At 42.9% G+C, this 22,598-nt stretch carries 22 protein-coding genes; 8 read left to right on the forward strand and 14 right to left on the reverse strand.

Going from position 1 to position 22,598, the window contains the following annotated elements:
* The first annotated feature begins 43 nt into the window (after positions 1–43).
* Positions 44–889 (forward strand): type II pantothenate kinase, encoded by an 846-nt coding sequence (gene coaW / locus H8S75_RS27870; protein WP_187024315.1) that lies wholly within the window; start codon positions 44–46, stop codon positions 887–889.
* 71 nt (positions 890–960) lie between these two features.
* On the opposite strand, the gene H8S75_RS27875 is transcribed toward coaW, so the two are convergent.
* The 3 genes from H8S75_RS27875 to H8S75_RS27885 are packed head-to-tail and all read right to left on the reverse strand — an operon-like array spanning position 961 to position 3,205.
* Positions 961–1,464 carry a DUF4446 family protein gene (locus tag H8S75_RS27875; protein WP_002605398.1) on the reverse strand — a complete coding sequence of 168 codons (504 nt, stop codon included), beginning with the start codon at positions 1,462–1,464 and terminating at the stop codon, positions 961–963.
* Positions 1,465–1,490: 26 nt separating this feature from the next.
* Positions 1,491–2,432 carry a ParB/RepB/Spo0J family partition protein gene (locus H8S75_RS27880; RefSeq protein ID WP_187024316.1) on the reverse strand — a complete coding sequence of 314 codons (942 nt, stop codon included), beginning with the start codon at positions 2,430–2,432 and terminating at the stop codon, positions 1,491–1,493.
* Positions 2,433–2,434: 2 nt separating this feature from the next.
* Positions 2,435–3,205, reverse strand: coding sequence for a ParA family protein (locus tag H8S75_RS27885; protein ID WP_002605400.1), 771 nt, complete (start codon positions 3,203–3,205; stop codon positions 2,435–2,437).
* 241 nt (positions 3,206–3,446) lie between these two features.
* Here H8S75_RS27885 and H8S75_RS27890 point away from each other — a divergent pair, with 241 nt between their 5' ends.
* Positions 3,447–4,397 (forward strand): alpha/beta fold hydrolase, encoded by a 951-nt coding sequence (locus H8S75_RS27890; RefSeq protein WP_187024317.1) that lies wholly within the window; start codon positions 3,447–3,449, stop codon positions 4,395–4,397.
* A 636-nt stretch (positions 4,398–5,033) separates the two neighbouring features.
* Here H8S75_RS27890 and H8S75_RS27895 read toward each other — a convergent pair.
* The 10 genes from H8S75_RS27895 to H8S75_RS27940 all read right to left on the reverse strand — a co-directional run bounded on the left by H8S75_RS27895 (position 5,034) and on the right by H8S75_RS27940 (position 13,914).
* Positions 5,034–5,573 (reverse strand): CDP-alcohol phosphatidyltransferase family protein, encoded by a 540-nt coding sequence (locus H8S75_RS27895; RefSeq protein WP_349769005.1) that lies wholly within the window; start codon positions 5,571–5,573, stop codon positions 5,034–5,036.
* A gap of 83 nt (positions 5,574–5,656) precedes the next feature.
* Positions 5,657–6,388, reverse strand: coding sequence for a 16S rRNA (guanine(527)-N(7))-methyltransferase RsmG (gene rsmG / locus H8S75_RS27900; RefSeq protein WP_187024318.1), 732 nt, complete (start codon positions 6,386–6,388; stop codon positions 5,657–5,659).
* Positions 6,372–8,378, reverse strand: coding sequence for a tRNA uridine-5-carboxymethylaminomethyl(34) synthesis enzyme MnmG (gene mnmG, locus H8S75_RS27905; protein ID WP_187024319.1), 2,007 nt, complete (start codon positions 8,376–8,378; stop codon positions 6,372–6,374). Before mnmG ends, rsmG begins: the two co-directional genes overlap by 17 nt.
* 17 nt (positions 8,379–8,395) lie before the next feature.
* Positions 8,396–9,775, reverse strand: a complete 1,380-nt coding sequence (mnmE, locus tag H8S75_RS27910) for a tRNA uridine-5-carboxymethylaminomethyl(34) synthesis GTPase MnmE (RefSeq protein ID WP_187024320.1) — start codon at positions 9,773–9,775, stop codon at positions 8,396–8,398.
* A 69-nt stretch (positions 9,776–9,844) separates the two neighbouring features.
* The gene (gene jag / locus H8S75_RS27915; protein ID WP_055657735.1) at positions 9,845–10,513 is read right to left on the reverse strand and encodes an RNA-binding cell elongation regulator Jag/EloR; all 669 of its coding nucleotides are present in this window, start codon (positions 10,511–10,513) and stop codon (positions 9,845–9,847) included.
* 12 nt (positions 10,514–10,525) lie between these two features.
* On the reverse strand, positions 10,526–11,812 hold the full coding sequence (locus tag H8S75_RS27920; protein WP_187024321.1) for a YidC/Oxa1 family membrane protein insertase: 1,287 nt from the start codon (positions 11,810–11,812) through the stop codon (positions 10,526–10,528).
* A 54-nt stretch (positions 11,813–11,866) separates the two neighbouring features.
* Positions 11,867–12,082 (reverse strand): membrane protein insertion efficiency factor YidD, encoded by a 216-nt coding sequence (gene yidD, locus H8S75_RS27925; RefSeq protein WP_187024322.1) that lies wholly within the window; start codon positions 12,080–12,082, stop codon positions 11,867–11,869.
* 4 nt (positions 12,083–12,086) lie between these two features.
* Positions 12,087–12,434 carry a ribonuclease P protein component gene (rnpA, locus tag H8S75_RS27930; RefSeq protein ID WP_187024323.1) on the reverse strand — a complete coding sequence of 116 codons (348 nt, stop codon included), beginning with the start codon at positions 12,432–12,434 and terminating at the stop codon, positions 12,087–12,089.
* A 143-nt stretch (positions 12,435–12,577) separates the two neighbouring features.
* Positions 12,578–12,712 (reverse strand): 50S ribosomal protein L34, encoded by a 135-nt coding sequence (gene rpmH, locus H8S75_RS27935; protein WP_039891277.1) that lies wholly within the window; start codon positions 12,710–12,712, stop codon positions 12,578–12,580.
* A 281-nt stretch (positions 12,713–12,993) separates the two neighbouring features.
* Positions 12,994–13,914, reverse strand: coding sequence for a hypothetical protein (locus H8S75_RS27940; RefSeq protein WP_243270498.1), 921 nt, complete (start codon positions 13,912–13,914; stop codon positions 12,994–12,996).
* A gap of 416 nt (positions 13,915–14,330) precedes the next feature.
* Here H8S75_RS27940 and H8S75_RS27945 point away from each other — a divergent pair, with 416 nt between their 5' ends.
* On the forward strand, positions 14,331–15,341 hold the full coding sequence (locus tag H8S75_RS27945; RefSeq protein ID WP_187024324.1) for a Gfo/Idh/MocA family protein: 1,011 nt from the start codon (positions 14,331–14,333) through the stop codon (positions 15,339–15,341).
* Positions 15,342–15,431: 90 nt separating this feature from the next.
* On the opposite strand, the gene H8S75_RS27950 is transcribed toward H8S75_RS27945, so the two are convergent.
* Positions 15,432–16,061, reverse strand: a complete 630-nt coding sequence (locus H8S75_RS27950) for an ECF transporter S component (RefSeq protein ID WP_002605410.1) — start codon at positions 16,059–16,061, stop codon at positions 15,432–15,434.
* 500 nt (positions 16,062–16,561) lie between these two features.
* Between H8S75_RS27950 and dnaA the strand changes: the two genes are divergently transcribed.
* The 5 genes from dnaA to gyrB all read left to right on the forward strand — a co-directional run bounded on the left by dnaA (position 16,562) and on the right by gyrB (position 22,592).
* Complete coding sequence (gene dnaA / locus H8S75_RS27955; protein WP_055657739.1) at positions 16,562–17,944, forward strand: chromosomal replication initiator protein DnaA; 1,383 nt, start codon at positions 16,562–16,564, stop codon at positions 17,942–17,944.
* 273 nt (positions 17,945–18,217) lie between these two features.
* A complete protein-coding gene (gene dnaN, locus H8S75_RS27960; protein WP_002605412.1) occupies positions 18,218–19,339 on the forward strand; it encodes a DNA polymerase III subunit beta in 1,122 nt (373 codons plus the stop codon).
* Between the two features lie 28 nt (positions 19,340–19,367).
* On the forward strand, positions 19,368–19,577 hold the full coding sequence (locus H8S75_RS27965) for an RNA-binding S4 domain-containing protein (protein ID WP_002605413.1): 210 nt from the start codon (positions 19,368–19,370) through the stop codon (positions 19,575–19,577).
* 9 nt (positions 19,578–19,586) lie between these two features.
* Positions 19,587–20,672, forward strand: coding sequence for a DNA replication/repair protein RecF (recF, locus tag H8S75_RS27970; protein ID WP_187024325.1), 1,086 nt, complete (start codon positions 19,587–19,589; stop codon positions 20,670–20,672).
* A gap of 9 nt (positions 20,673–20,681) precedes the next feature.
* A complete protein-coding gene (gyrB, locus tag H8S75_RS27975; protein WP_187024326.1) occupies positions 20,682–22,592 on the forward strand; it encodes a DNA topoisomerase (ATP-hydrolyzing) subunit B in 1,911 nt (636 codons plus the stop codon).
* Positions 22,593–22,598 lie beyond the last annotated feature (6 nt).

Raw genomic sequence — 22,598 nt, forward strand, 5'->3', positions numbered from 1 at the left:
ATATACTAGGGTCACTGTAATCAATCAAAGGAGATTCTTGACCATGGGAATTATCATAGGAATTGACATCGGAGGAAGCACCACCAAAATTGTTGGTTTTGAGAATAATAACCTGAAAATTCCAACATTCGTGAAAGCTAATAATCCTATCGCATCTCTTTTCGGCGCGTTTGGGAAATTTATTTATGACAATGCAATACAGTTAAGTGATATAGAAAAGATCATGATTACAGGAGTCGGAAGCGCTAATGTGGAACAGCCGCTTTATGGCATCCCTACTTTCAAGGTAGATGAGTTTACCTCCAATGGTCTGGGAGGCCGCTACTTTACCGGTATGAATGATTTAATTGTGGTCAGTATGGGTACCGGCACCTCTTTTGTCCAGGTAAACGGCGATAAGATCGTACATACCGGCGGTATCGGTATCGGCGGCGGAACTATCATCGGATTATCCAGTTTACTTTTAAAGACACAGGAGATCAGCAAGATCATGGAGCTGGCCAGCGGCGGCGATTTAAGCCACGTAGATTTACAGATCTGTGATATATCCAAGGAAGCGCTTCCTGGACTCCCACTCACCGCTACGGCCTCTAACTTTGGCAAGGTAAGGAGTCAGGTCAGCGAAGAGGATATTGCCATTGGCCTCATTAATATGGTACTTCAGGCAATCGGAAAATCCGCCATTCTCTCCTCTCTCAATAGTGCGATTAACAACTTTGTTATGATAGGAAACCTCGCTAAGTTTCCTCAATGTAAGGATATTTTCTGTTCACTGGAGACGATGTTCGATGTACATTTTATTATACCGGAACAGGCAGAGTATGGCACTGCGATCGGAGCCGCTTTGACAGAGTCGCATCATGCGAATATGTCTCAGATATTGTTATGATATATACAATTACAAAACCCCATTTCATTTGTGAGGAACAATCTCCTCCTAAATGAAATGGGGTTTTTGCTTTAATGATATCCCAGTGCCTGCTCCAAAGCGTCTTTCTCTTCACTTCCCAGCAGCACATCTGTTTCTCCCCGCTCTACTTCTTTGATATAGACGTAGCAGCCTTCTCTGCTGTGTACAGAGTTTAAGACGAATCCAGTGTTGGTATAATCGAGAAGTGCCATGGCAAAACTTAAATTTCCGCCCATACCTTTGAAAGCATTGTATTTCACGAGACCAAATTTCTGGAAAGCGCTTCTGTAATTCTTATTCGTATTGCGGATTGAGTCTTTATTCGCACGGTCTTCCGCCTTCAGCGCCTCGATATCTCCCATCTGTTCCATGATGATTTCCTCAAGGGTTTCCGCGTCTTTCCCTCTCATAAAATAATCGTATCTGCGGTAAAGCCTTCTCATCTGAATCAGGCAGATGATTACGATAATCAACAATATTAGTGTAAGTACAGCCAACCCCAGAATAATATAGCCCGGGTCGACCGGCCATAAATCCATCATACTGTTATCCATTTCTTTCGTCCTCACTTCCATTACTACTATCTTATGGATTCTATCAATTCTACTATTCTTTCCAATTCTGACTCAGAATAGTACTCAATTTCTACTCTTCCTTTATTTTTATCTTTTCTGTTGATGCTTACTTTGGTGCCCATTGCTGATTTCATCCGCTCTTCCAGATCACGGAAAATCAATGCCAGACTCTCATCTTCCACATTCTTTTCCTTCGGATTTTTCTTCTTAGACAGTGATTTGACGATCTTTTCTATCTCACGGACGCTTAAGTTTTCAGCAATAATCTTGCCTGCCAGCTTATATTGAAGCTCGCCATCCTCTACAGTTAAGAGTGCGCGCGCATGACCTCCGGTTATCTGATTCTGAATCAGCATTTCCTGTACACGTTCATCCAGCTTCAGCAATCTCATACTGTTCGTAATGGTAACGCGGCTCTTACCGACTCTGGCTGCGATCTCCTCCTGCTTCAGTTCAAACTCCTGGATCAATCGCTGGTATGCTTTCGCTTCTTCAATAGGATTTAAATCTTCACGCTGTACATTCTCAATGAGAGCAATCTCCATTGTCTGCTGTTTCGTATATTCGCGGATAACGACCGGAACTTCTTTGAGACCAGCCAGTTTAGCGGCTCTCCAGCGGCGTTCACCTGCGATTATCTCGTAATAATCACCCTTTTTCTGTACGAGCAGAGGCTGTAAAACTCCATATACTTTCATGGATTCGGCCAGTTCCCCCATTGCTTCCTCATTAAAGTCCTTTCTGGGCTGTTCACGATTCGGTTCTATGGATGTTACCTTCACCATTAATTCCCTGCCAATGTCGCTGTCTTCTTCTTTTTTCTCCGGTTCCTGAGCCTTTTTACTCTTTGCCTGATGTTTTGCTTCCTGCTCTTCTGCCGCAGATTCCATCACTTCATCTCCAAATATTGCTCCAAGACCCTTTCCTAATCCTGTTCTTTTCGCCATAGCTATATATCTTCCCCTCTGCTAATTACTTCGGCTGCCAACAGCCGGTAACTCTCCGCACCTGCCGATCTGGAATCGTATAAGTTAATCGGCATTCCATGGCTCGGCGCTTCTGCGAGTCTGACGTTCCTCGGTATAATTGTTTTGTAAATATTTTGATTCAGATTATTTTTCACGCTTTCCACGACTTCCAGTGACAGATTTGTCCTGGCATCATACATGGTAAATACGACTCCTTCCATCTCCAGAGAAGGATTTAACTTCTTCTTAACCAGGTTGACTGTTTTAAGTACCTGATTTAGCCCTTCCAATGCATAATATTCGCACTGAATGGGAACCAATACAGTATTGGCGGCCGTCAGGGCATTGATCGTTAATAAGTTTAATGATGGTGGACAGTCTATGATGATAAAATCATAGTTGTTCTGGATTTTAGAAAGATATGTCTTTAGAAGAGATTCTTTGTTCTCTATTTCTAACAGCTCTATTTCAGCTCCTGCAAGATCTACATTGGAGGGCAGTAGATCCAAATTTTCCTGCATATTAGAAATGAGACATTCCTCAATATCACACTCTCCAACCAGCAAATCATAAACTGTTTTATCTATTTCGCCCTTCTCTATTCCAAGGCCGCTAGTGGCATTTCCCTGCGGATCGAAATCAACAGTTAGTACTTTCTGTCCTGATTCTGCCAGACATGCGGACAGATTAATTGCGGTCGTCGTCTTACCGACACCGCCTTTTTGGTTTGCAATTGCAATAATTCTACCCATTTTTATATTTCCTCTCCCTGTAACAACCGGAAATTACGGTTCAAAATAGAGTATAGCACATTTCAATTCTTTTTCCTATGCTTTATACGAAAAAAATAGAGAAATAGGATAAAAATGTTTCACGTGAAACATTTTGCCTAAGATTAAGAATTTTTTAATATGTTCCCCGTTGTAACTGGGATTCTATTATATTATAATAGGAATATATCTGTGCGGACTGGTGCACTGAATGGAGGAAATCATGAAAGCAAAAAATAAATTACTCACACTGCTGACTCTGGCAGCCGGTGCTGCTACTGCTACTGCGGTGATAAATAAATGTATTAAAGTATCTGCCACCTCCAAAAATCTTCTGGCAGAATCAAAATCTCTTTGCTATAAATGGCGTTTTGGCAATATTCATTATACAAAAACCGGCACTGGAAAACCCATTTTATTGGTTCATGATTTGACTGCATTTTCCAGCGGCTACGAATGGACACAATTAGTTAACTATTTGAAGGATCAATATACGGTGTATACGATTGACTTACTTGGATGTGGACGCTCTGAGAAGCCAGATTTAACTTATACGAACTTCCTATACGTACAACTGCTATCGGATTTTATTAAGTCTGAGATCGGGCACCGGACTAATATTATCGCTACAGGTGCCTCCTCTGCTCTCGTGATTATGGCCTGTAATCAAGCTCCGGAACTGTTTGACCAGATCATGCTGATTAATCCGGACAGCCTTGTCACATGCAGCCAGATACCGAATAAGCATGCAAAGCTTTATAAGTTTATTCTCGATCTTCCGATTATTGGTACTTTGCTGTATCATATAGCCTCCAGTAAACAGGCGATTACGGAGGAATTTACAAGAGACTATTACTGTAACCCGTATTCGGTCAAGTCGTCTTATGTAGATGTCTATTATGAAGCCGCACACCTGGGTGAGTCTCCGAAATCGTTGTATGCAAGTGTGAAGTGTAATTATACGAAATGTAATATTGTAAATGCATTGAAAAAAATAGATAATAGTATTTATATTGTTGGTGGAACTGCGATGGACTCGATCAGGCAGTTAATTGGAGAGTATCATGAGTACAATCCGGCTATTGAGAGTTCATTGATTAGTGAATCGAAGTACTTACCACAATTAGAAAATCCGATGGAGCTGTATAAGACGATACAGATGTTTTTTGTTTGATGCATCTAAATCAAGATTAGAATATAGATATTGTTGAGTGGGTGAGGGCGAAAGGAAGAAAAGAGTAAATGGCTTCTTGCTTTAGTTTCTTTTTTGGAGTCAGGAACTAAAGCAGGAAGTCAGAAAAGTCTAAAACTTGTGCTTTTTTTTAACTTTTAAAATACACATCTTTTATGTTTGTTTAAATCAAGCTTTGATACAAGATTTCACTACTCTTCTTTCTTCTGTCCTGCTACATTTACTATGAACCGTGAAAAGAAAACGGTTTATTCTTCCGCTTTTCTCACAATATGTAGAATTACTGAGTTTTCTTTTTCTCTATTAAAATAAGCATTATTAGTTTTTTGATAAATAATTTATCTCCATATTCAATAGTATAGTTTTTATATAATTCTTAATGATTTAACTTTTTTGACAAAACCACCAATTAATAAAGATAAGATGGTTACCATATAGTAATCTTATTTTGCCAAATAACTAAATACTCAACTATTATTTTCGTGCTGTCTCTATACATATTATAAATCAAATATTCTACACTGCTTCCCAAACTCCAATATCATTACAAATTCGTCTAATATAATACGTTATAATACAACATAGAAAAAGAGATAGCACAGTTTTTTTATAACTATGCTATCTCTCTTCCCTCAAAAATAATCCTTTGCAATCCCTATCCAACCTACTACTTTTCATAGTAATCATTAATTCTTCAACTGATGCAGCAAATGATACGAAACACACAATACCTCCAGCAACATCCAACTGCAAAATCACATATAATACTGGAAACATAAATATCAACAATCCCGAAGCTTTATTAAAGTAAGTATGCAGTGAAGAAAACGTACGATATTTATAAAATCCTATACTATATGTAATAATACGAATCAGGAAAATCAAACTTATAAAGCACCAAAACCTTAATGGCAAAAATATACTTTTAAGTACTATTATAAATATTGAAACAGCAAAGACGAAATCTGCTATACTATCAATTTTTGCTCCTTTTTCACTTTGCTGATTTAAAGTTCTGGCAACGAATCCATCCAGAAGATCACTTAGGCCTCCCAGAAAATAACATATCCAGAAGGCTGTCGAAAATGGTTTTATATATAGAATTGCAATGGCAAAGACAATGCGTGAGGATGTTATAATATTAGCCAGGTTTTTAATGACTCTCTCTCCTTTCTATTTTCTGGATGGTTTAGTATATTAATAGCCGGATGTTTCACGTGAAACATCCGGCCATGGTTTGATTACTTTAAAGGTTCTTTAGCAGGTACCCCTGCTTTGCGTGGATATTTTTTTGATATTTCATTTACCTTCTCTATTTTAACTAAGGTACGCTCTGCGTCTGCTCCATCCAGTGTAAAGCTTTCAACGCCTGATACTTTACCACTTAAAAGAAAAATCGCATGTTTTGCCGATGTAAGTTCTTCTTCTATTTTTCCTGATTTGTATGAGATAAAGTAGCCGCCTGGTTTTACAAAAGGCATACAGTATTCCGAAAGCGTTGATAAATTCGCAACTGCTCTGGAAACTGAAAGATCGTATTTCTCACGATACTCTTTTTCTCTTCCCAGATCCTCCGCTCTGCTGTGAACTGCCTGAATCTGCTTTAGTTCTAATTTTTCAATAACCTCGTTTAAAAATTTAACCCTTTTATTCAGAGAATCCATCAGCGTTACTTTTAATTGTGGAAATGCAATTTTTAATGGAATTCCAGGGAAACCAGCTCCAGTGCCAATATCAATAATACGATAAGGATTAAGTGATATCTCTTCTACTGATTTTATTAAAGCAAGGCTATCGACAAAATGCTTTGTAATCACTTCATTCTGCTCTGTAATCGCTGTCAAATTCATTACCTTATTCCACTCAACTAATATTTCGTAATATTCGTAAAATTGAATTATTTGTGAATCTTCCAATTTTATTGAAAATTGATTTAATTCTTCATTTAATCTATCTTTAAATTCTACTGTCATCTGACACATCCTTCCCTGTCATCTCTTCTGTTCCCCTAGATGACGCCAGTCTCTCTGCCTTTCGATCAAGCTCTGGTTCTGGCTCTGACATGGAATCCATTTCCATTCGCTTCTGATAACGCAGCTGCTCTAAATGAACAAGAAGAACCGAGATATCGGCAGGGGATACTCCTGAGATTCTTGAAGCCTGTCCAATGGACATGGGTCTGTATAAATCCAGCTTTTGAGCGGCTTCTTTCCGCAGACTCTTTACACTGCTATAGTCAAAATTCGCGTCCAGCTTTTTATTTTCCAGCTTTTTATATTGGGCCACCTGTTGTTTTTGGCGGCGGATATAGCCGTCGTATTTTATATTTATGTCAACCTGTTCAATTACATCGGTTGGTAACTCTGGTCTTTTAGGATCCAAATCAGTTAACATAACATAGTTCAGCTCTGGTCTTCTGATCAGTTCAGCCAATGTAGTTCCTGTCTTTAAGAGTGTGCTCCCATTTCTCTCCAGAAAATCCTGAACTTCTTTAGAAGCTCCTATATTAGTGCCTTCCAGACGCTTTATCTCGGCTTCAATGGCGGCTTCCTTCTTCTGAAGCTTCTCGTACTGTTCGTCAGTGACAAGTCCTATTTCATGACCGATTCCCATCAGTCGCAAATCCGCATTATCCTGACGTAAAAGCAGACGGTACTCCGCACGGGAAGTCATCATGCGGTACGGCTCATGGCTTTCCTTCGTTACCAGATCATCAATTAAAACGCCGATATAAGCCTGGGACCGGTCCAGAACAAAGCTCTCTCTTCCCAATACCTTCATAGACGCGTTTACACCGGCCATAAAGCCCTGAACTGCCGCTTCCTCATAACCAGAACTGCCGTTGAACTGACCGCCGCTGAACAGGCCGCTGATGGCCTTAAATTCCAACGTAGCATTCAGCTGACGGGAATTAATACAGTCATACTCGATCGCATATGCATTTCTCACAATTTTTACATGCTCCAGTCCCGGTACAGTCCGGTACATGGCATGCTGCACATCCTCAGGAAGGGAACTCGACATACCGCCTAAGTACATTTCATTCGTATACAATCCTTCCGGCTCCACAAAGACCTGATGTCGGTTCTTATCCGGAAATTTTACCACCTTGTCCTCTATAGACGGACAGTATCTCGGTCCCGTCCCCTCAATCGCACCGGAAAACAGCGGTGAACGATCAAGATTGGCCCGGATAATCTCATGGGTCTTCTCGCTGGTATACGTAAGCCAGCAGGATACCTGCTCCTTCTGGATGGTTTCAGGATCCGTGGAAAAGGAGAACGGTACTATTTTCTTATCACCGAACTGCTCTTCCATCTTGGAAAAATCGATGCTCCGCTTATCCACTCTCGCCGGGGTTCCCGTTTTAAAGCGGTACATCTCAATCCCATGTGCCTTCAACGATTCCGTCAGATAATTCGCCGCCTGAAGACCATTAGGCCCTGTGGCATTGCTCACATCGCCGTAAATACATCTTGCCTTTAAATACGTACCTGTAGCCAGAACAGCCGCCTTACAGTGATATACCGCTCCGGAAAATGTCTTTACTCCTGTAAGCACTCCATTTTCCACAATAATATCAGAAACCTCTGCCTGGCGAATCGTAAGATGATCCGTATTCTCCAGTGTATTTCTCATCTCTCTGGAGTAATTCTGCTTGTCCGCCTGCGCACGCAGGGAATGGACGGCAGGCCCCTTCGATTCATTCAGCATTTTAGACTGAATAAAAGTTTTGTCAATATTTTTCCCCATCTCGCCGCCCAGAGCATCCAGCTCTCTCACCAGATGGCCCTTGGAGCTTCCTCCTATATTGGGATTACAGGGCATCAGCGCAATGCTGTCCACGCTGACTGTAAACATGATGGTCTCAAGGCCCAGTCTGGCTGCCGCCAGCGCCGCCTCGCAGCCGGCGTGCCCGGCTCCAACCACCACAATGTCATATGATTCTTCTAAATTTGGCATAACAACCTTCCTTCTCTCTATTTACCCATGCAGAATTTACTGAATATCTCATTGACCAGATCATCTTCCACCGCTTCTCCTATAATCAGGCCCAGCTGCTCATAAGCATCCATCAGATCGATGGAATAAAAGTCTTCCGGCATAGCGTTTTCGATGCTCTGCTCCACCATTTCCAGGCTTCTGTATGCCTGTTCCAAAGCATTCTTATGTCTGACATTTGTAATTGTAACTTCATCATTAAAATCAATCTCACCATGGTAAAACATGGCCTTAATCTCATCTTCCAGATTCTCAATCCCCACCCGCTCCTTCGCAGAGATGGCGATAACCCGGTGTGTCGTCCTGGATGCCAGCATTTCCGCGCTGATCTCCATCGTCAGATCCGATTTATTCAAGAGGACGACTGCCCTTCTCTCCCTGATAAAATCCAGAATTTCATCGTCATTTCCATCGAGAGGACAGGAACCATCCACCACATAGATGATTAAATCGGCGGCATCGGCGGCATTTCTGGCCTTCTCCACGCCGATTTTCTCCACAATATCGTCTGTGTCACGGATGCCTGCCGTATCGATCACATTCAGAGTGATGTCTTCCAGCCGGATGGTTTCCTCCAGCGTATCTCTCGTGGTTCCCGCCACATCCGTAACAATGGCGCGCTCTTCTCCCACGAGAACATTCATCAGGGAAGATTTCCCTGCATTTGGTTTTCCCAGAATGACTGTCTTGATTCCCTCCGTCATCACTCTGCCGTTATCAGCCGAGCGAATCAGCCTCCATAAGCCTTCTTTCATCCCCCTGATTGCGGATAAGAGTGACTCTCCATAACCATCCAGAGAGATGTGTTCCGGATCATCCAGCGCAGATTCAATAAATGCAATCTGAAAGATAATCTGCTCCCGAAGCGCCTTTACCGCCTTCGAGACCGCGCCATCCAGCTGGCTGACAGAAGCCTTTAACGCATAATCATTTTTGGAATTGATCACGTCGATGACCGCTTCCGCCTGGGCCAGATCCATCCGCCCGTTTAAGAACGCCCTCTTCGTAAATTCTCCAGGCTCCGCAGGCCGGGCTCCATATTTTAATACCGTTTCCAATATCTTTTTCGTAATCAAAACGCCGCCGTGACAGTCAATCTCAACCGTGTCCTCGGCCGTAAAACTCTTCGGTCCTCTCATTAACATGACCAGAACCTCATCGATGATCTCATCCCCATCGGCAATATATCCATAATGGATGGTATGGGAAGGTGCCTCCGATAATTTTCTGCTGTTTTTTCCTTTTCCTCTGTAAATCTTATCTATAATTGTAAATGCCTCGTCTCCACTTATCCTGACGATACCGATTCCCGAACTGCTCATGGCAGTGGCAATTGCTGCAATTGTATTCATCTTCATATTTTTCACCTGAAAAAGAAAAGGGGTGAGGTGCCTTCCGACAGCCCCAACCCCTCAATCGACGTTACTCTATTTATCTCTGTTATCCTGATAGCGTTCCTTCTTCGAATAATCCTTCTTTAAAGAAATGACTACGTGACGGAATGGCTCCTCGCCCTCGCTTCGTGTTACGACATACTTATCATTCTGAAGTGCAGAATGAATAATTCTTCTTTCATACGGATTCATAGGTTCCAACGATACGGAACGTCTCGTTCTCTTCACTTTATAAGCAATATTCTTAGCCAGTGTCTCAAGTGTCTCTTTTCTTCTCTCCCGATAATTCTCTGTATCCAGCTTCACCCGGATATAATCTTCGCTCTCCCGGTTTACGACAAGGCTTACGAGATACTGCAGAGAATCTAAGGTCTGACCGCGCTTTCCGATCAGGATTCCCATATCGTCGCCTTCCAGATTGATGGAAAGTTCTTTCTCCTCCTGATTAAAAGCGGTCTCGATATTCACCCCCATATCCATCGCGCCGAATACCTCTCCGAGAAATGCAATCGCTTTATCATCAATAGTCTCTTTCTTTCTTGCACGAATGATGGCCGGTTTGGAACCGATGAATCCCAGAATTCCACTGTTTCCTTTATCAACAATCTCATACTCCAGCTTGTCACTGGTTGTTTCCAATTCGATTAATGCCTTTGTAATTGCTTCATCTACGGTTTTAGCTGAAACTGTAATCATATCCATCCGGAACCCCTCCTATTTACTGTGCTTTTCGTTATATTTCTGAACCATGCGGGCCTTTGCAGAAATACTGTTAGGATTAGCTGCTCCGCTGCTGTAATAATCATTGGATGCCTTCATCTGCTCCTGTGTCTTCTCAATCTTTTCCTGTCTCTCAGTCTCTTCTCTCTCATTCGCTGCCTGGATGCTCTTTAAGTTGGCAGTTGCATTCTGAGAAACCTTCTGCGGAGGAAGTCCCTTTTTGGCACGTTTCTTGTTTGCCTTCTCAACGTTCTGCTTAACCATTTCATCTATATCAATTCTATCCATATAACGGTTCACCAATAACTGCTGGATTACCTGGAACACACTGGATGCAATCCAGTAGATACCAATACCGGAAGCAAAGGTGAAACAGAAGAATACGGACATAAGAGGCATCATGGTATTCATCATCTTCATGGACTGAGCCATGGAATTCCCATCATCATTACCGGCTGACGGCTGATTAACAGTCATTAATTTTGCACTTAACCACTGAGACAAACCTGCAAGAATCGGGATTAAAATCGCCAGGCTGAAGTTAAAGCCGCCTGTAAAGCCATTGGGGAACATGACACTGAACGGTGTGCTCGCCAGGTTAATGCCCAGGAAAGAGTTCATATGCTCTATCTTAGCAGCATTTTCCACGATTGTTCCCTGTATGCTTGGGAATAAGTCCTGAAGTGCAGCCCACTGAGTCGGGTTCAGCTGATAAAGAAAGTCAACAAGGCCATTATTAGTAGCTATGTCCTTTACCATCGCCATATTTACCTTATTATCTGTTGCAAACTGAGTCAGCATTCCCACATGATCCACACCGAGAGACGTAATCGATGTTACTACGTTCATGAATACATCCTTAACGCTGGATACATAGGCCGGAATATGGTAAATAACCTGATAGAGAGCAAACAGAATCGGCATCTGAATAACGAGCTGTAAACAGCCGCCTGTCATGGATGTGCCGTATTTTTCATATAAAGCCTGGATTTCCACATTTTGCTTCATCATGGAATCCTGGTCTTTTTTTCCTTTATACTTTGCCTGAATGGCGTTCAGTTCCGGCTGCATAATACTCATCAGCTTGGATGATTTCTGTTGTTTTAACGTCAGTGGGAACATAAGAAGTTTTGTAACGAGTGTAAATAAGATAATACATAAACCAATGTTCTGAATACCGAAAATACTGGTCAGCTTAAACAGCCAATCCATAATGATTCCCAGAACAGTTGCGAATGGCCCCAAAATGCCTCCGACTTTCGTGAGTACTAAAAATTCCAATGAACTACCTCCTCATTTTCCCCTGTGCGAATACGGTGGGGACTTTCCTGTCTGTTACGGAACTGGATCATAACCGCCTTTTGCAAAAGGATGACACCGAAGTATCCTCTTACAAGCCAAAAATGTACCTTTGAACACGCCGTACTTCTGCAGTGCCTCAATGGCGTATTGAGAACACGTAGGCGTGTATATGCAGTGAGTTCTTACTTTCAGCGGGGAAAGGAATATCTGATATCCCCGAATCAACAAAATCATGATTTTTTTTACCATAAGATCACTTCGATTCTTTTTTTAAAATGTTATGCAGTCCGCACAAGTGCAAATATGCACTCTCGATCGTTTTATAGCTTTCTTCTTTTGCTGCCGCTCTGGCGACAACCACGATGTCTAACCCGGTCTCTGTCATGTCTTCATGAAGCCTGAAGCTTTCTCTCAATAATCTGGTTATATGATGCCGGACCACACTGTTGCCAACTTTTTTGCTGACCGAAATCCCGATTCTGGTTTCCGGCCTGTCCGTCTTTTTCACATACATGACAAGTAACTTGTTTGCATAGGATTTCCCAGTCTGGTAAACATCCTGAAAATCCCGGTTTTTTTTAATCGAATTAAAATGTTTCATGAATTTCCTCACTCCTCGCTGCTCACGGAAATGAAGAAAAGAAAAGGCCACAATTACTTGCGGCCTGGTCCATCATTTCCCCTGAACGCATGTGAAGGGGCTTTCCATGATTCCCCTGTACAGATGCGAGGGGCTTTCTTTCCTTAAGCTGATAATTTCGCTCTACCTTTTGCTCTTCTGGAAGCTAAAACTTTTCTTCCGCCTGGAGTGCTCATTCTGGCTCTGAAACCATGAACTTTAGATCTCTGTCTATTCTTCGGCTGAAACGTCATCTTCATATCTACGGACACCTCCTCTTATTACAATAGCTTATCATAGCAATATGAATAAACATATTGAGACTATTTTAGTTAAACATCGTTTCAATTATATAGAAGAAATAAAGGTTCGTCAAGCTAAAAATGCGATTTTTTCTTATAAAATAAGGGTTATACCATAAAATGTAGCTACTCATAAATTCATTTACTACATTTTGTATCAAAAAAATGCAGGCGGCCTTTCTATTTGCTTCCGGCCGCCTGATTTTCTGGGATTTTATAATATTTTTTGTTTTATTTCGTTACGATCTCATGATTTCTTCCATCCGCTCCATAGATATATGCAGGATTTCGGCAGTCTCTTCCGGAGACTTCCCCTGCAAAAGGAGCTTTAATGCATCAACTTCCTCCTGCTTCTTCTTCATCTCTTTTTTATGTTCCAGCTCAATAATATCAATATCCAGAATCAATGCCTCTTCCACTGCCTCACTCACCCCTTCATCCGCTACTTCCTGATATTTGTCGTAGATATGATGATATAACTGCAGAGTCAGACTCTTTAATTTACGTCCGTCAGTCGGTGTAATATTACCTGCCTCCACATTCATTGCTATGGAATTAATTATATCATGTGTGACCAGGTATTTCAACGCCTTCAGGTTTTCCTCAGTTCTCTCTTTTTCAATTTCCTTCCTGAGTTTTAAGAGTTGGAACGGGATTAAAATAATCATATTTTTTTGATGCAGTTCTTCCTGAGACAGGGCAAGATACTTGATCACCGGAACCTTGTAATGATAGACACCTTGATTTCCGAACCGAATTTCCAGTGTCTTCTCTGCCGGCACTGCTTTCGCCTCATAGAGACAGATCAGAATCGGCTCCGGAAATTCCAGAACCGCCTCATCCTTCTGTTTTTTTATAGCATGATTAAATCCATATTCCAGAATTCGAAACGTAATACTTCCATCCTCCGACATCTGAAACTCCAGATGGTAACTGCTGATTCCCCCAATTGTAATTATTGTATCTGCCAGCGTCTTTCTCAAATCATCATCTTCATGTTCCGTCCAGTTATACGTTACTTCACTGTCCAGAGGATGGTTTACCTCGTAAATGCCATTGATAAACTGAATAATTGCACGGTTTGACAGCATCAAACACCGCTTAGCCATCCGGTCATACATGTCGTGATACTCATTCATCCGATCACTTTCCCCTTTCATCAATACTTCGCCTTTTTTGCAGCACAAAAAAACATCACCGCCACGCATTCATACGCATCCGCCGCCTTTCCCTTTACTGCCCGTATAAAATTAAAAATTTGCTGAGAATTTTCGGAGGAACCTCCATGGAATTCCCTGACAACCGGTTTTGACTAGCCTAACCGGCGATTTGATCAGATGTTCTTATGAAAGAACAGATTAACGTTAAAATTTCTCTGTAGTACTGCCTGATAATCATACCACATTCCGTCTTTATCGTAAACACAAAAAGCTTTATATTCCTGCACCCTTTCCAATCAGCCACTGTATGCTCCTGCTGGTTTAGAACGGAGTACGGAAATGTATCCCTTTTCATCTTCTTTCAATTATTATAAGATAAGAACATCATAAACTTAACAGGAAAGGGGAAAGCTGCAATGCAAAAGAAATACAGAGCCGCTCTGATCGGCTGCGGCGGCATGGGGGAGGCTCATATCCAGGAAAATTACTACAAAGACGTGGTACATTTTACATATGTATGCGACTGTGATATCCAGAGGGCCCTGCTGTTTCAGAAAAAGTACGGTGTTGACCATGTTACCGATGACTACCGGGAATGTGTATCTTCGAATGAAGTTGATATTGTTATAATTGCCACCAGGCCCAAAAGCCATTTGGAGATTCTGCAGGCCTGCATTCAATCAAAAAAACATGTACTCTGCGAAAAACCGATTTGTGATACCCTGGAATCCGGTCGTACCTTCATGGAACTTGTCAAAAAGCATCCAGAAATCAAAGTATTAATTGGCCATCTCCTGCGCTTCAACAAAACGTATCAGCATGCGGCAGAGATGATTCAAAATGGCGCCATTGGTTTTCCCATCATCTTCCGGATGGTTCAGAACCATCACACCATGAACTGGGAACGCTACTTATCCATGCTTCGTGAAGTATCTCCTCTCATAGACTGCGGCGTCCACTATGCAGATGTGATTCACTGGTTTACCGGCGCCAAAGTAACGGATATACAGGCTATCGGCACCCGGAGTGAACCGGATGTTCCGGAGGGCCAATATAATTACGGTCTCGTGACCCTGTGTATGTCGGACGGCTCCATCGGATATTATGAAGCAGGCTACAGCAACACCCTGTCCGCCCAGAATATCAAGGAATTTATGGGTCCAAAAGGAAGAATACGCCTGATCTTCTCCAAAGACAGGCACGAGCATCAGGAGGAAGGCGATTTCATCGAGTATTACCAGTACCCTCAGAAAAAATATGAAGTAATTAATGTCCCCTGCAAACGAAAGCCCACCGGAGAACAATTCGATTATCTGATCCGTATGATTGAAGAAGATCTGCCGCCTGTCCCCAGCATGGAGGAGGTAATGGATGCTTTTGAAACCATGCTTACTGCGGATTCCATGATAAAACAGCATTTATCATAGCATCTATATAAATGCTACGATTTCAAAAAAAGAACGCCGGCATCCGCCGGCGTTCCAACATAAATTATATCTTATCTTCCATTATTTCACTTATCTTTTCATCGCCTTAAACAGCGCCTGCGTAATGGCCACAGTCAAAACTCCCGCCACAATGGCCTCGGGAACGCCATTCATACAGATGATTCCCAGGATAACTGCATAGATTCCCTCAGACAGTCCTCTCGCCGCTGCTCCATACTCTTTTCCAAAACATAAGTAGATCAGATTCATTACCAGAAGTGTGTTGGTTAATGATCCGGCAACTGCCGCCGCAGCCAGAGCGATGCTTCTTCTTGCCTTGTTCGCTTTCAGGGTCCTCATAATACCTCTGAATACGTAATACGCCACGATTCCAATCAGAATTCTCGGCACCAGGCAGATCACCAGGCTCCAAAAATTCCCGCCGTACTCTCCGATCTTAATAAATGGAGAGAAGACAAACGATGTGGCATTCGGCATGTACGTGTTTTTCCACAGACTGGTCAATCCGAACACCAATCCTAAGAATCCGCCATATTTTGGTCCAAGTATAATGGCTCCAATTATGACCGGAACGTGAATGATGGTGGCATTCATGAATCCCAGCGGGATATACCCGAAAGGCGTAAATGCCATGATGATGATGATGGCCATAAAAACTGCGGCCAGTACCAGGTTGCGGGTTTTGTTCTCAATATTCATTTTTTTCCTCCTGTGCTACTGTTCTTTTCTCAAGATACAATGCAACGGTTACAAGCGCATTATACCGAGCGGAGGCCGCCGCGTCAATGGTCTTATGTGTACTTTTTCACATGCATTTTGTTAATTTACATAATGTTATCCCCAAAATGTGGATAAGTTGTTGATAACTCTCTGGATAAGCTCTGGATAACCTGTTTTTTGTTCACACCCCGCATTCAGAAGGCCTCTTAGATTCAAATCTTTCTGTCTGTGTATAAATGAACTTAGAAATATCCTCATTTTTGTGGACAACTCCCCTTCAAAATAATTATCAACACACCATAAACAACAAATTCACATGTCTTACACATACTTATCCACAAAAATTTTCTATTATCATTGAAAATTGTTCCGAAATAGTATAAAATGGTTTTAGATTGGGCTAATGCGCACTATTCCCCCAAACAGGTGTGAGGGGGACTTTCCGTTATTTGCATTTTGATAGATGTAGGAGACTTGAGATGTTAGAAAAGTTAAAAGAAAAATGGGACGAAATCTTACTGAATTTGAAGGAAGAGCACGAAATTACTGATGTTTCCTTCAAAACCTGGCTTCTCCCACTGAAAGTACATTCCATAAACGGAGACACCGTAACGGTTACCGTCCCGGACGTGGAATTTTTAGGGTATATCCGTAAAAAGTACGGTTTCCTTTTAAAAATTACCATTGAAGAGGTAACAGGATTTGAATGTAACGTGGACTTCGTTGTGGAAAACCAGGTTCCGCAGGAGGAAGTTCCAAAGGCCCAGACCGGGAATACGCTGATTAACAACGCGCTTAACACGGTCAGCCAGTCGGCCATCATAAACGCCAATTTAAATCCGAAATATACATTCGATACCTTTGTAGTCGGTGCCAACAACAATCTGGCCCATGCTGCATCTTTGGCGGTTGCCGAATCCCCGGGAGAAATCTACAACCCGCTTTTTATCTATGGAGGCGTGGGACTCGGAAAAACGCATCTGATGCATTCCATTGGTCATTTTATTTTGAAAAATAACCCGAATGCAAAGGTTCTTTATGTAACGAGTGAGAAATTCACCAACGAGCTGATTGATGCCATCCGTAATAAGAACAACTTCTCTCCTACTGAGTTCCGCGATAAGTACAGGACGAATGACGTTCTGCTGATCGATGATATTCAGTTCATTATCGGCAAGGAAAGTACACAGGAAGAATTCTTCCACACGTTCAATGCATTATATGAATCCAAAAAACAGATTATTATCTCCTCAGATAAACCGCCGAAAGAAATTGAGACGCTGGAAGAACGTCTCCGTTCCCGGTTCGAATGGGGCCTGACCGTAGACATCCAGTCTCCGGACTACGAGACGCGGATGGCCATCCTCCGGAAAAAGGAAGAGATGGAAGGCTACAATATCGATAACGAGGTAATCAAATACATTGCCACCAACATTAAGTCCAATATCCGTGAGCTGGAAGGCGCCCTGACGAAAATCGTTGCTCTTTCCAGACTGGACAACAAGGAAATCACCGTGGAGCTGGCAGAAGAAGCCTTAAAGGACATCATTTCCCCTAATGACAAGCGGGAAGTAACGCCGGAACTGGTCATCCAGGTAGTAGCGGACCATTACGGAATCACCCCCCTCGATATCTGTTCCCAGAAACGGAACAAGGAAATCGTCTATCCGCGCCAGATTGTCATGTACCTATGCCGCGAGATTGTTGGAACGCCGCTCCAGATGATCGGAAAGTATCTGGGAGGCCGCGACCATACGACTATTATCCATGGAATTGAAAAGATAAAGGCCGATATTGGCAAGAATGATTCCAATTTAATAAACACTCTTGATATCCTCAAGAAAAAACTCAGCCCACAGTAGCTTCATCCACAATTTCATGTGAATTGGATGTTGATTACCTGTGGATAACCAAGGGGTTCTTTTCCTTTCTCAGGCTCATGTGGATAACCTGAGAGTTTTCCTGAAGTATTGTGGACGTTATTCACACTCTTATTCACAGGGAAAAGCCTGTCCCCCTCGAAGGTTTTAAGGCTTTTACACAAACCCACAGCCCCTACTACTAATACGACGGAATTTATCTATATATCTATCTATAAAATTCGTGAATTTACTGAAAAGGAGTTATCAACAATTATGAAGCTGACATTTCAACAGGATGCCATTTTAAACGGCATCAACATCGTTTTAAAAGCAGTTCCATCCAAGACAACCATGTCGATCTTAGAATGCATCTTCATCGATGCCAGTGGATCAGAGATCAAACTGACAGCCAACGATATGGAACTCGGTATTGAAACTAAAGTAGAAGGAACCATCCATGAACGCGGAAAGATTGCTCTGGATGCCAAGCTGTTATCCGAAATCGTTAGAAAGCTTTCATCGGCAGGTGACTCTGTTGTTACCATTGAAAGCGATGAGAAATTTACCACCACGATTTCCTGCGAAAAATCCGTATTCCATATTCAGGGACGTGACGGAGAAGAATTCGCATACCTTCCCTATATAGAAAGAGATAATTACATCTGCCTTTCCCAGTTCACACTGAAGGAAGTCATCCGCCAGACCATTTTCTCCATTGCTCCCAACGACAGCAATAAGATGATGACCGGTGAATTATTCCAGGTATCGGGAAGCCAGTTAAAGGTCGTTTCTCTGGATGGCCACCGTATTTCCATCCGGAACGTGGAATTAAAAGATACGTACCATGATATAAAAGTCATCGTTCCTGGCAAGACTCTCAGTGAGGTCAGCAAGATTCTGGGCGGCGACAACGAAAAAGAAGTGCTGATATTCTTCAGCAGCAACCATATTTTATTCGAATTTGACGATACCATCGTGGTATCCCGACTGATCGAGGGCGAGTATTTCCGGATTGACCAGATGCTCTCCAGCGATTACGAGACTAAGATCACGGTCAATAAGCGGGAACTCTTAGACTCCATCGAGAGAGCGACCATCCTGATCCGTGAGAACGATAAGAAGCCCTTAATCATCAATGTGGTGGATCAGGAGCTGCAGCTTAAGATGAATTCCAGCTTCGGATCCATGAACGCCGAAGTGACGGCCCATAAGACAGGCAGCGACATCATGATCGGCTTTAATCCAAAGTTCCTGATTGATGCGCTCAGAATTATTGATGACGAAGAAGTAACTCTTTATATGCTGAATCCGAAATCCCCATGCTTTATCAGGGATGAAGAAGGAAAATATATCTATTTAATTCTTCCGGTCAACTTCAACGCCGCATCCGTTTAGGATTACGGAGTGAAAAAAAGGAGAAATAATGGAAATAATCAAGTTAAGAGATGAATACATCAAGCTTGGCCAGGCCCTGAAAGCAGCGGGTCTGGTCGGCTCCGGCGTGGATGCAAAATACGTAATAGAGGAAGCCTTAGTCAAAGTAAACGGCAGGACTGAGCTTCAGCGCGGCAAAAAACTGAGAGCCGGAGACATCGTCGAGTACGACGGAAAGACGATTAAAATCGAGGAATAAGAAAAGTCCATGATTATCGAGTCAATAGAGCTTAAAAATTACAGAAATTACGATAAACTACATATGGATTTCAGTCATGGGACCAACATCCTTTATGGAGATAATGCCCAGGGGAAAACCAATATCTTAGAAGCAATCTATGTCTGTGCTACGACAAAATCCCACAGGGGAAGCAAAGATAAGGAAATTATACAGTTTGACAGGGATGAGTCGCATATCAAATTAAACGTCAGAAAAAGAGATGTCCCATACAGGATCGATATGCATTTAAAGAAAAACAGAGCAAAAGGCGTGGCGGTCAACGGCGTTCCGATTAAGAAGGCCAGTGAGCTGTTTGGGATTGTCAATGTTGTATTTTTTTCTCCGGAAGACTTAAATCTCATAAAAAACGGCCCCGCCGAAAGAAGGCGGTTTATTGACTTGGAGTTATGTCAACTAAATAAACTGTATGTTCATTCTCTGGTACAGTACAATAAGATTGTGACTCAGAGAAACAAGCTGTTGAAGGACATCATGTTCCGGCCGGACTATGAGGAGACACTGGATATCTGGGATATGCAGCTGGTCCAGTACGGACGGGAGGTAATCCGGTGCCGGGAGTCCTTTGTAGGCCAGTTAAACGATTTGATCGGCGGCATCCACCGGCAGCTGTCAGGAGAAAAAGAATCTTTACATATCAGCTATGAGCCAAATGTCACAGTCGATATGTTTGAAGATACATTAAGAAAAAGCAGGCCTTCGGATTTAAAGCAGAGGACGACGCTGACTGGACCACATAGAGATGATTTAAGCTTTATCATCAATGATATTGATATCAGGCGGTTTGGTTCCCAGGGACAGCAGAGGACGGCTGCGTTATCTCTAAAGCTTGCAGAAATTGAACTCGTCAAAAAAATAGTAAATGATTATCCAATCCTTTTGCTGGATGATGTGTTATCTGAGCTGGATGGCAGCAGACAGAATCACTTGTTATCGGGAATTAATCATATACAGACCATGATCACCTGCACGGGGCTGGAGGATTTTGTCAATAACCGGTTCCGGATCGATAAGATATTCAAGGTTGTGAGTGGTGAAGTTTACAGTGAGAATTAGGAGGAAAATATGAGCGAAGAATATGGTGCAGATCAAATCCAGATATTAGAGGGGCTTGAGGCGGTCAGAAAGAGACCTGGTATGTACATTGGCAGTACTTCCGTAAGGGGACTCCATCACCTTGTATATGAGATTGTCGATAATGCGGTGGATGAGGCTCTGGCCGGCTACTGTGATACAATTTATGTAACCATTAATGAAGACAATTCCATTACAGTTGTCGATGACGGCCGGGGCATCCCTGTAGGCATCCAGAAAAAAGCCGGAATACCAGCGGTAGAGGTAGCATTTACCATCCTCCACGCGGGCGGTAAATTCGGCGGTGGGGGATACAAGGTGTCCGGCGGCCTTCACGGCGTTGGTGCATCCGTCGTAAACGCGCTGTCCAACTGGCTGGAAGTCGAGATCACTCAGGATGGAAAAACGTATAAGCAGCGTTATGAAAAGGGAAAAACCATGTATCCCTTAAAGGTCATCAGAGAGGCAGGACCGGATGAACATGGTACGAAGGTTACCTTCCTTCCGGATGAAACCATTTTCGAGGAAACCGTGTTTGATTATGATACTCTGAAGATTCGTCTGAGGGAGACCGCGTTCTTAACAAAGAACTTAAAGATTATATTGAGAGACAACCGGGAAGAGAAGCACGAGCATGTATTCCATTACGAAGGCGGTATCAAGGAGTTTGTCACTTATTTAAACCGTGGCAAGTCTGCGCTTTACGATCAGGTATTTTATTGTGAGGGATCCAAGGACGGTGTGTACGTGGAGATATCCATGCAGCACAACGACTCCTATACAGAGAATATCTACAGCTTTGTGAACAACATCAATACACCTGAGGGCGGAACCCATCTATCCGGATTTAAAAACGCCCTTACCAATACACTGAACGACTATGCGAGAAACAACAAGCTGCTGAAGGAGAGCGAGGCCAACCTTTCTGGTGAGGACATCCGGGAGGGATTAACCGCCATCATCAGCGTGAAGATCGAGGAACCTCAGTTTGAAGGCCAGACGAAGCAGAAGCTGGGCAACAGTGAGGCGAGAGGCGCCGTGGACAGTATTTTAAGGGAGCAGTTTACGTATTTCCTGGAGCAGAATCCGACTGTGGCCAAGACGATCTGTGACAAGTCTATCCTGGCTCAGCGTGCCCGTGCGGCCGCGAGAAAGGCCAGAGACTTGACGAGAAGAAAGACGGCACTCGAGGGCATGGCACTTCCGGGCAAGCTGGCAGACTGTTCTGACAAGAATCCGGAAAACTGCGAGATTTATATCGTCGAGGGAGATTCCGCCGGCGGTTCCGCAAAGACGGCCCGTTCCAGAGATACCCAGGCCATCCTTCCACTTCGAGGCAAGATTTTAAACGTGGAGAAGGCCAGACTGGACCGTATTTACTCCAATGCGGAAATTAAAGCAATGATTACAGCGTTCGGTACCGGAATTCATGAGGATTTCGACATCTCGAGGCTTCGCTATAACAAGATTATCATCATGACCGATGCCGATGTGGATGGAGCGCATATCAGTACGCTTCTTCTGACCTTCCTTTACCGTTTCATGCCGGAGTTAATCAAACAGGGCCATGTCTATCTGGCTCAGCCGCCGTTATACAAGGTGGAAAAGAACAAGAAGGTATGGTACGCGTACAGCGATGAAGAGTTAAATAACATCCTGAAAGAAATCGGACGTGACACCAATAATAAGATACAGCGTTATAAAGGTCTGGGAGAGATGGATGCCGAGCAGCTCTGGGAGACGACCATGGATCCTGAGCGCAGGATTCTGCTTCGTGTTGCCTTCGACGAGGAGACTGCATCGGAGATTGATCTGACATTTACGACACTGATGGGAGATCAGGTAGAGCCAAGACGTGAATTCATCGAGGCCAACGCCAAGTACGGCAATCTGGATATATAAAAAACA

This window comes from Hungatella hominis (genome assembly GCF_014288005.1).
GTDB classification, from domain to species: domain Bacteria; phylum Bacillota; class Clostridia; order Lachnospirales; family Lachnospiraceae; genus Hungatella; species Hungatella effluvii.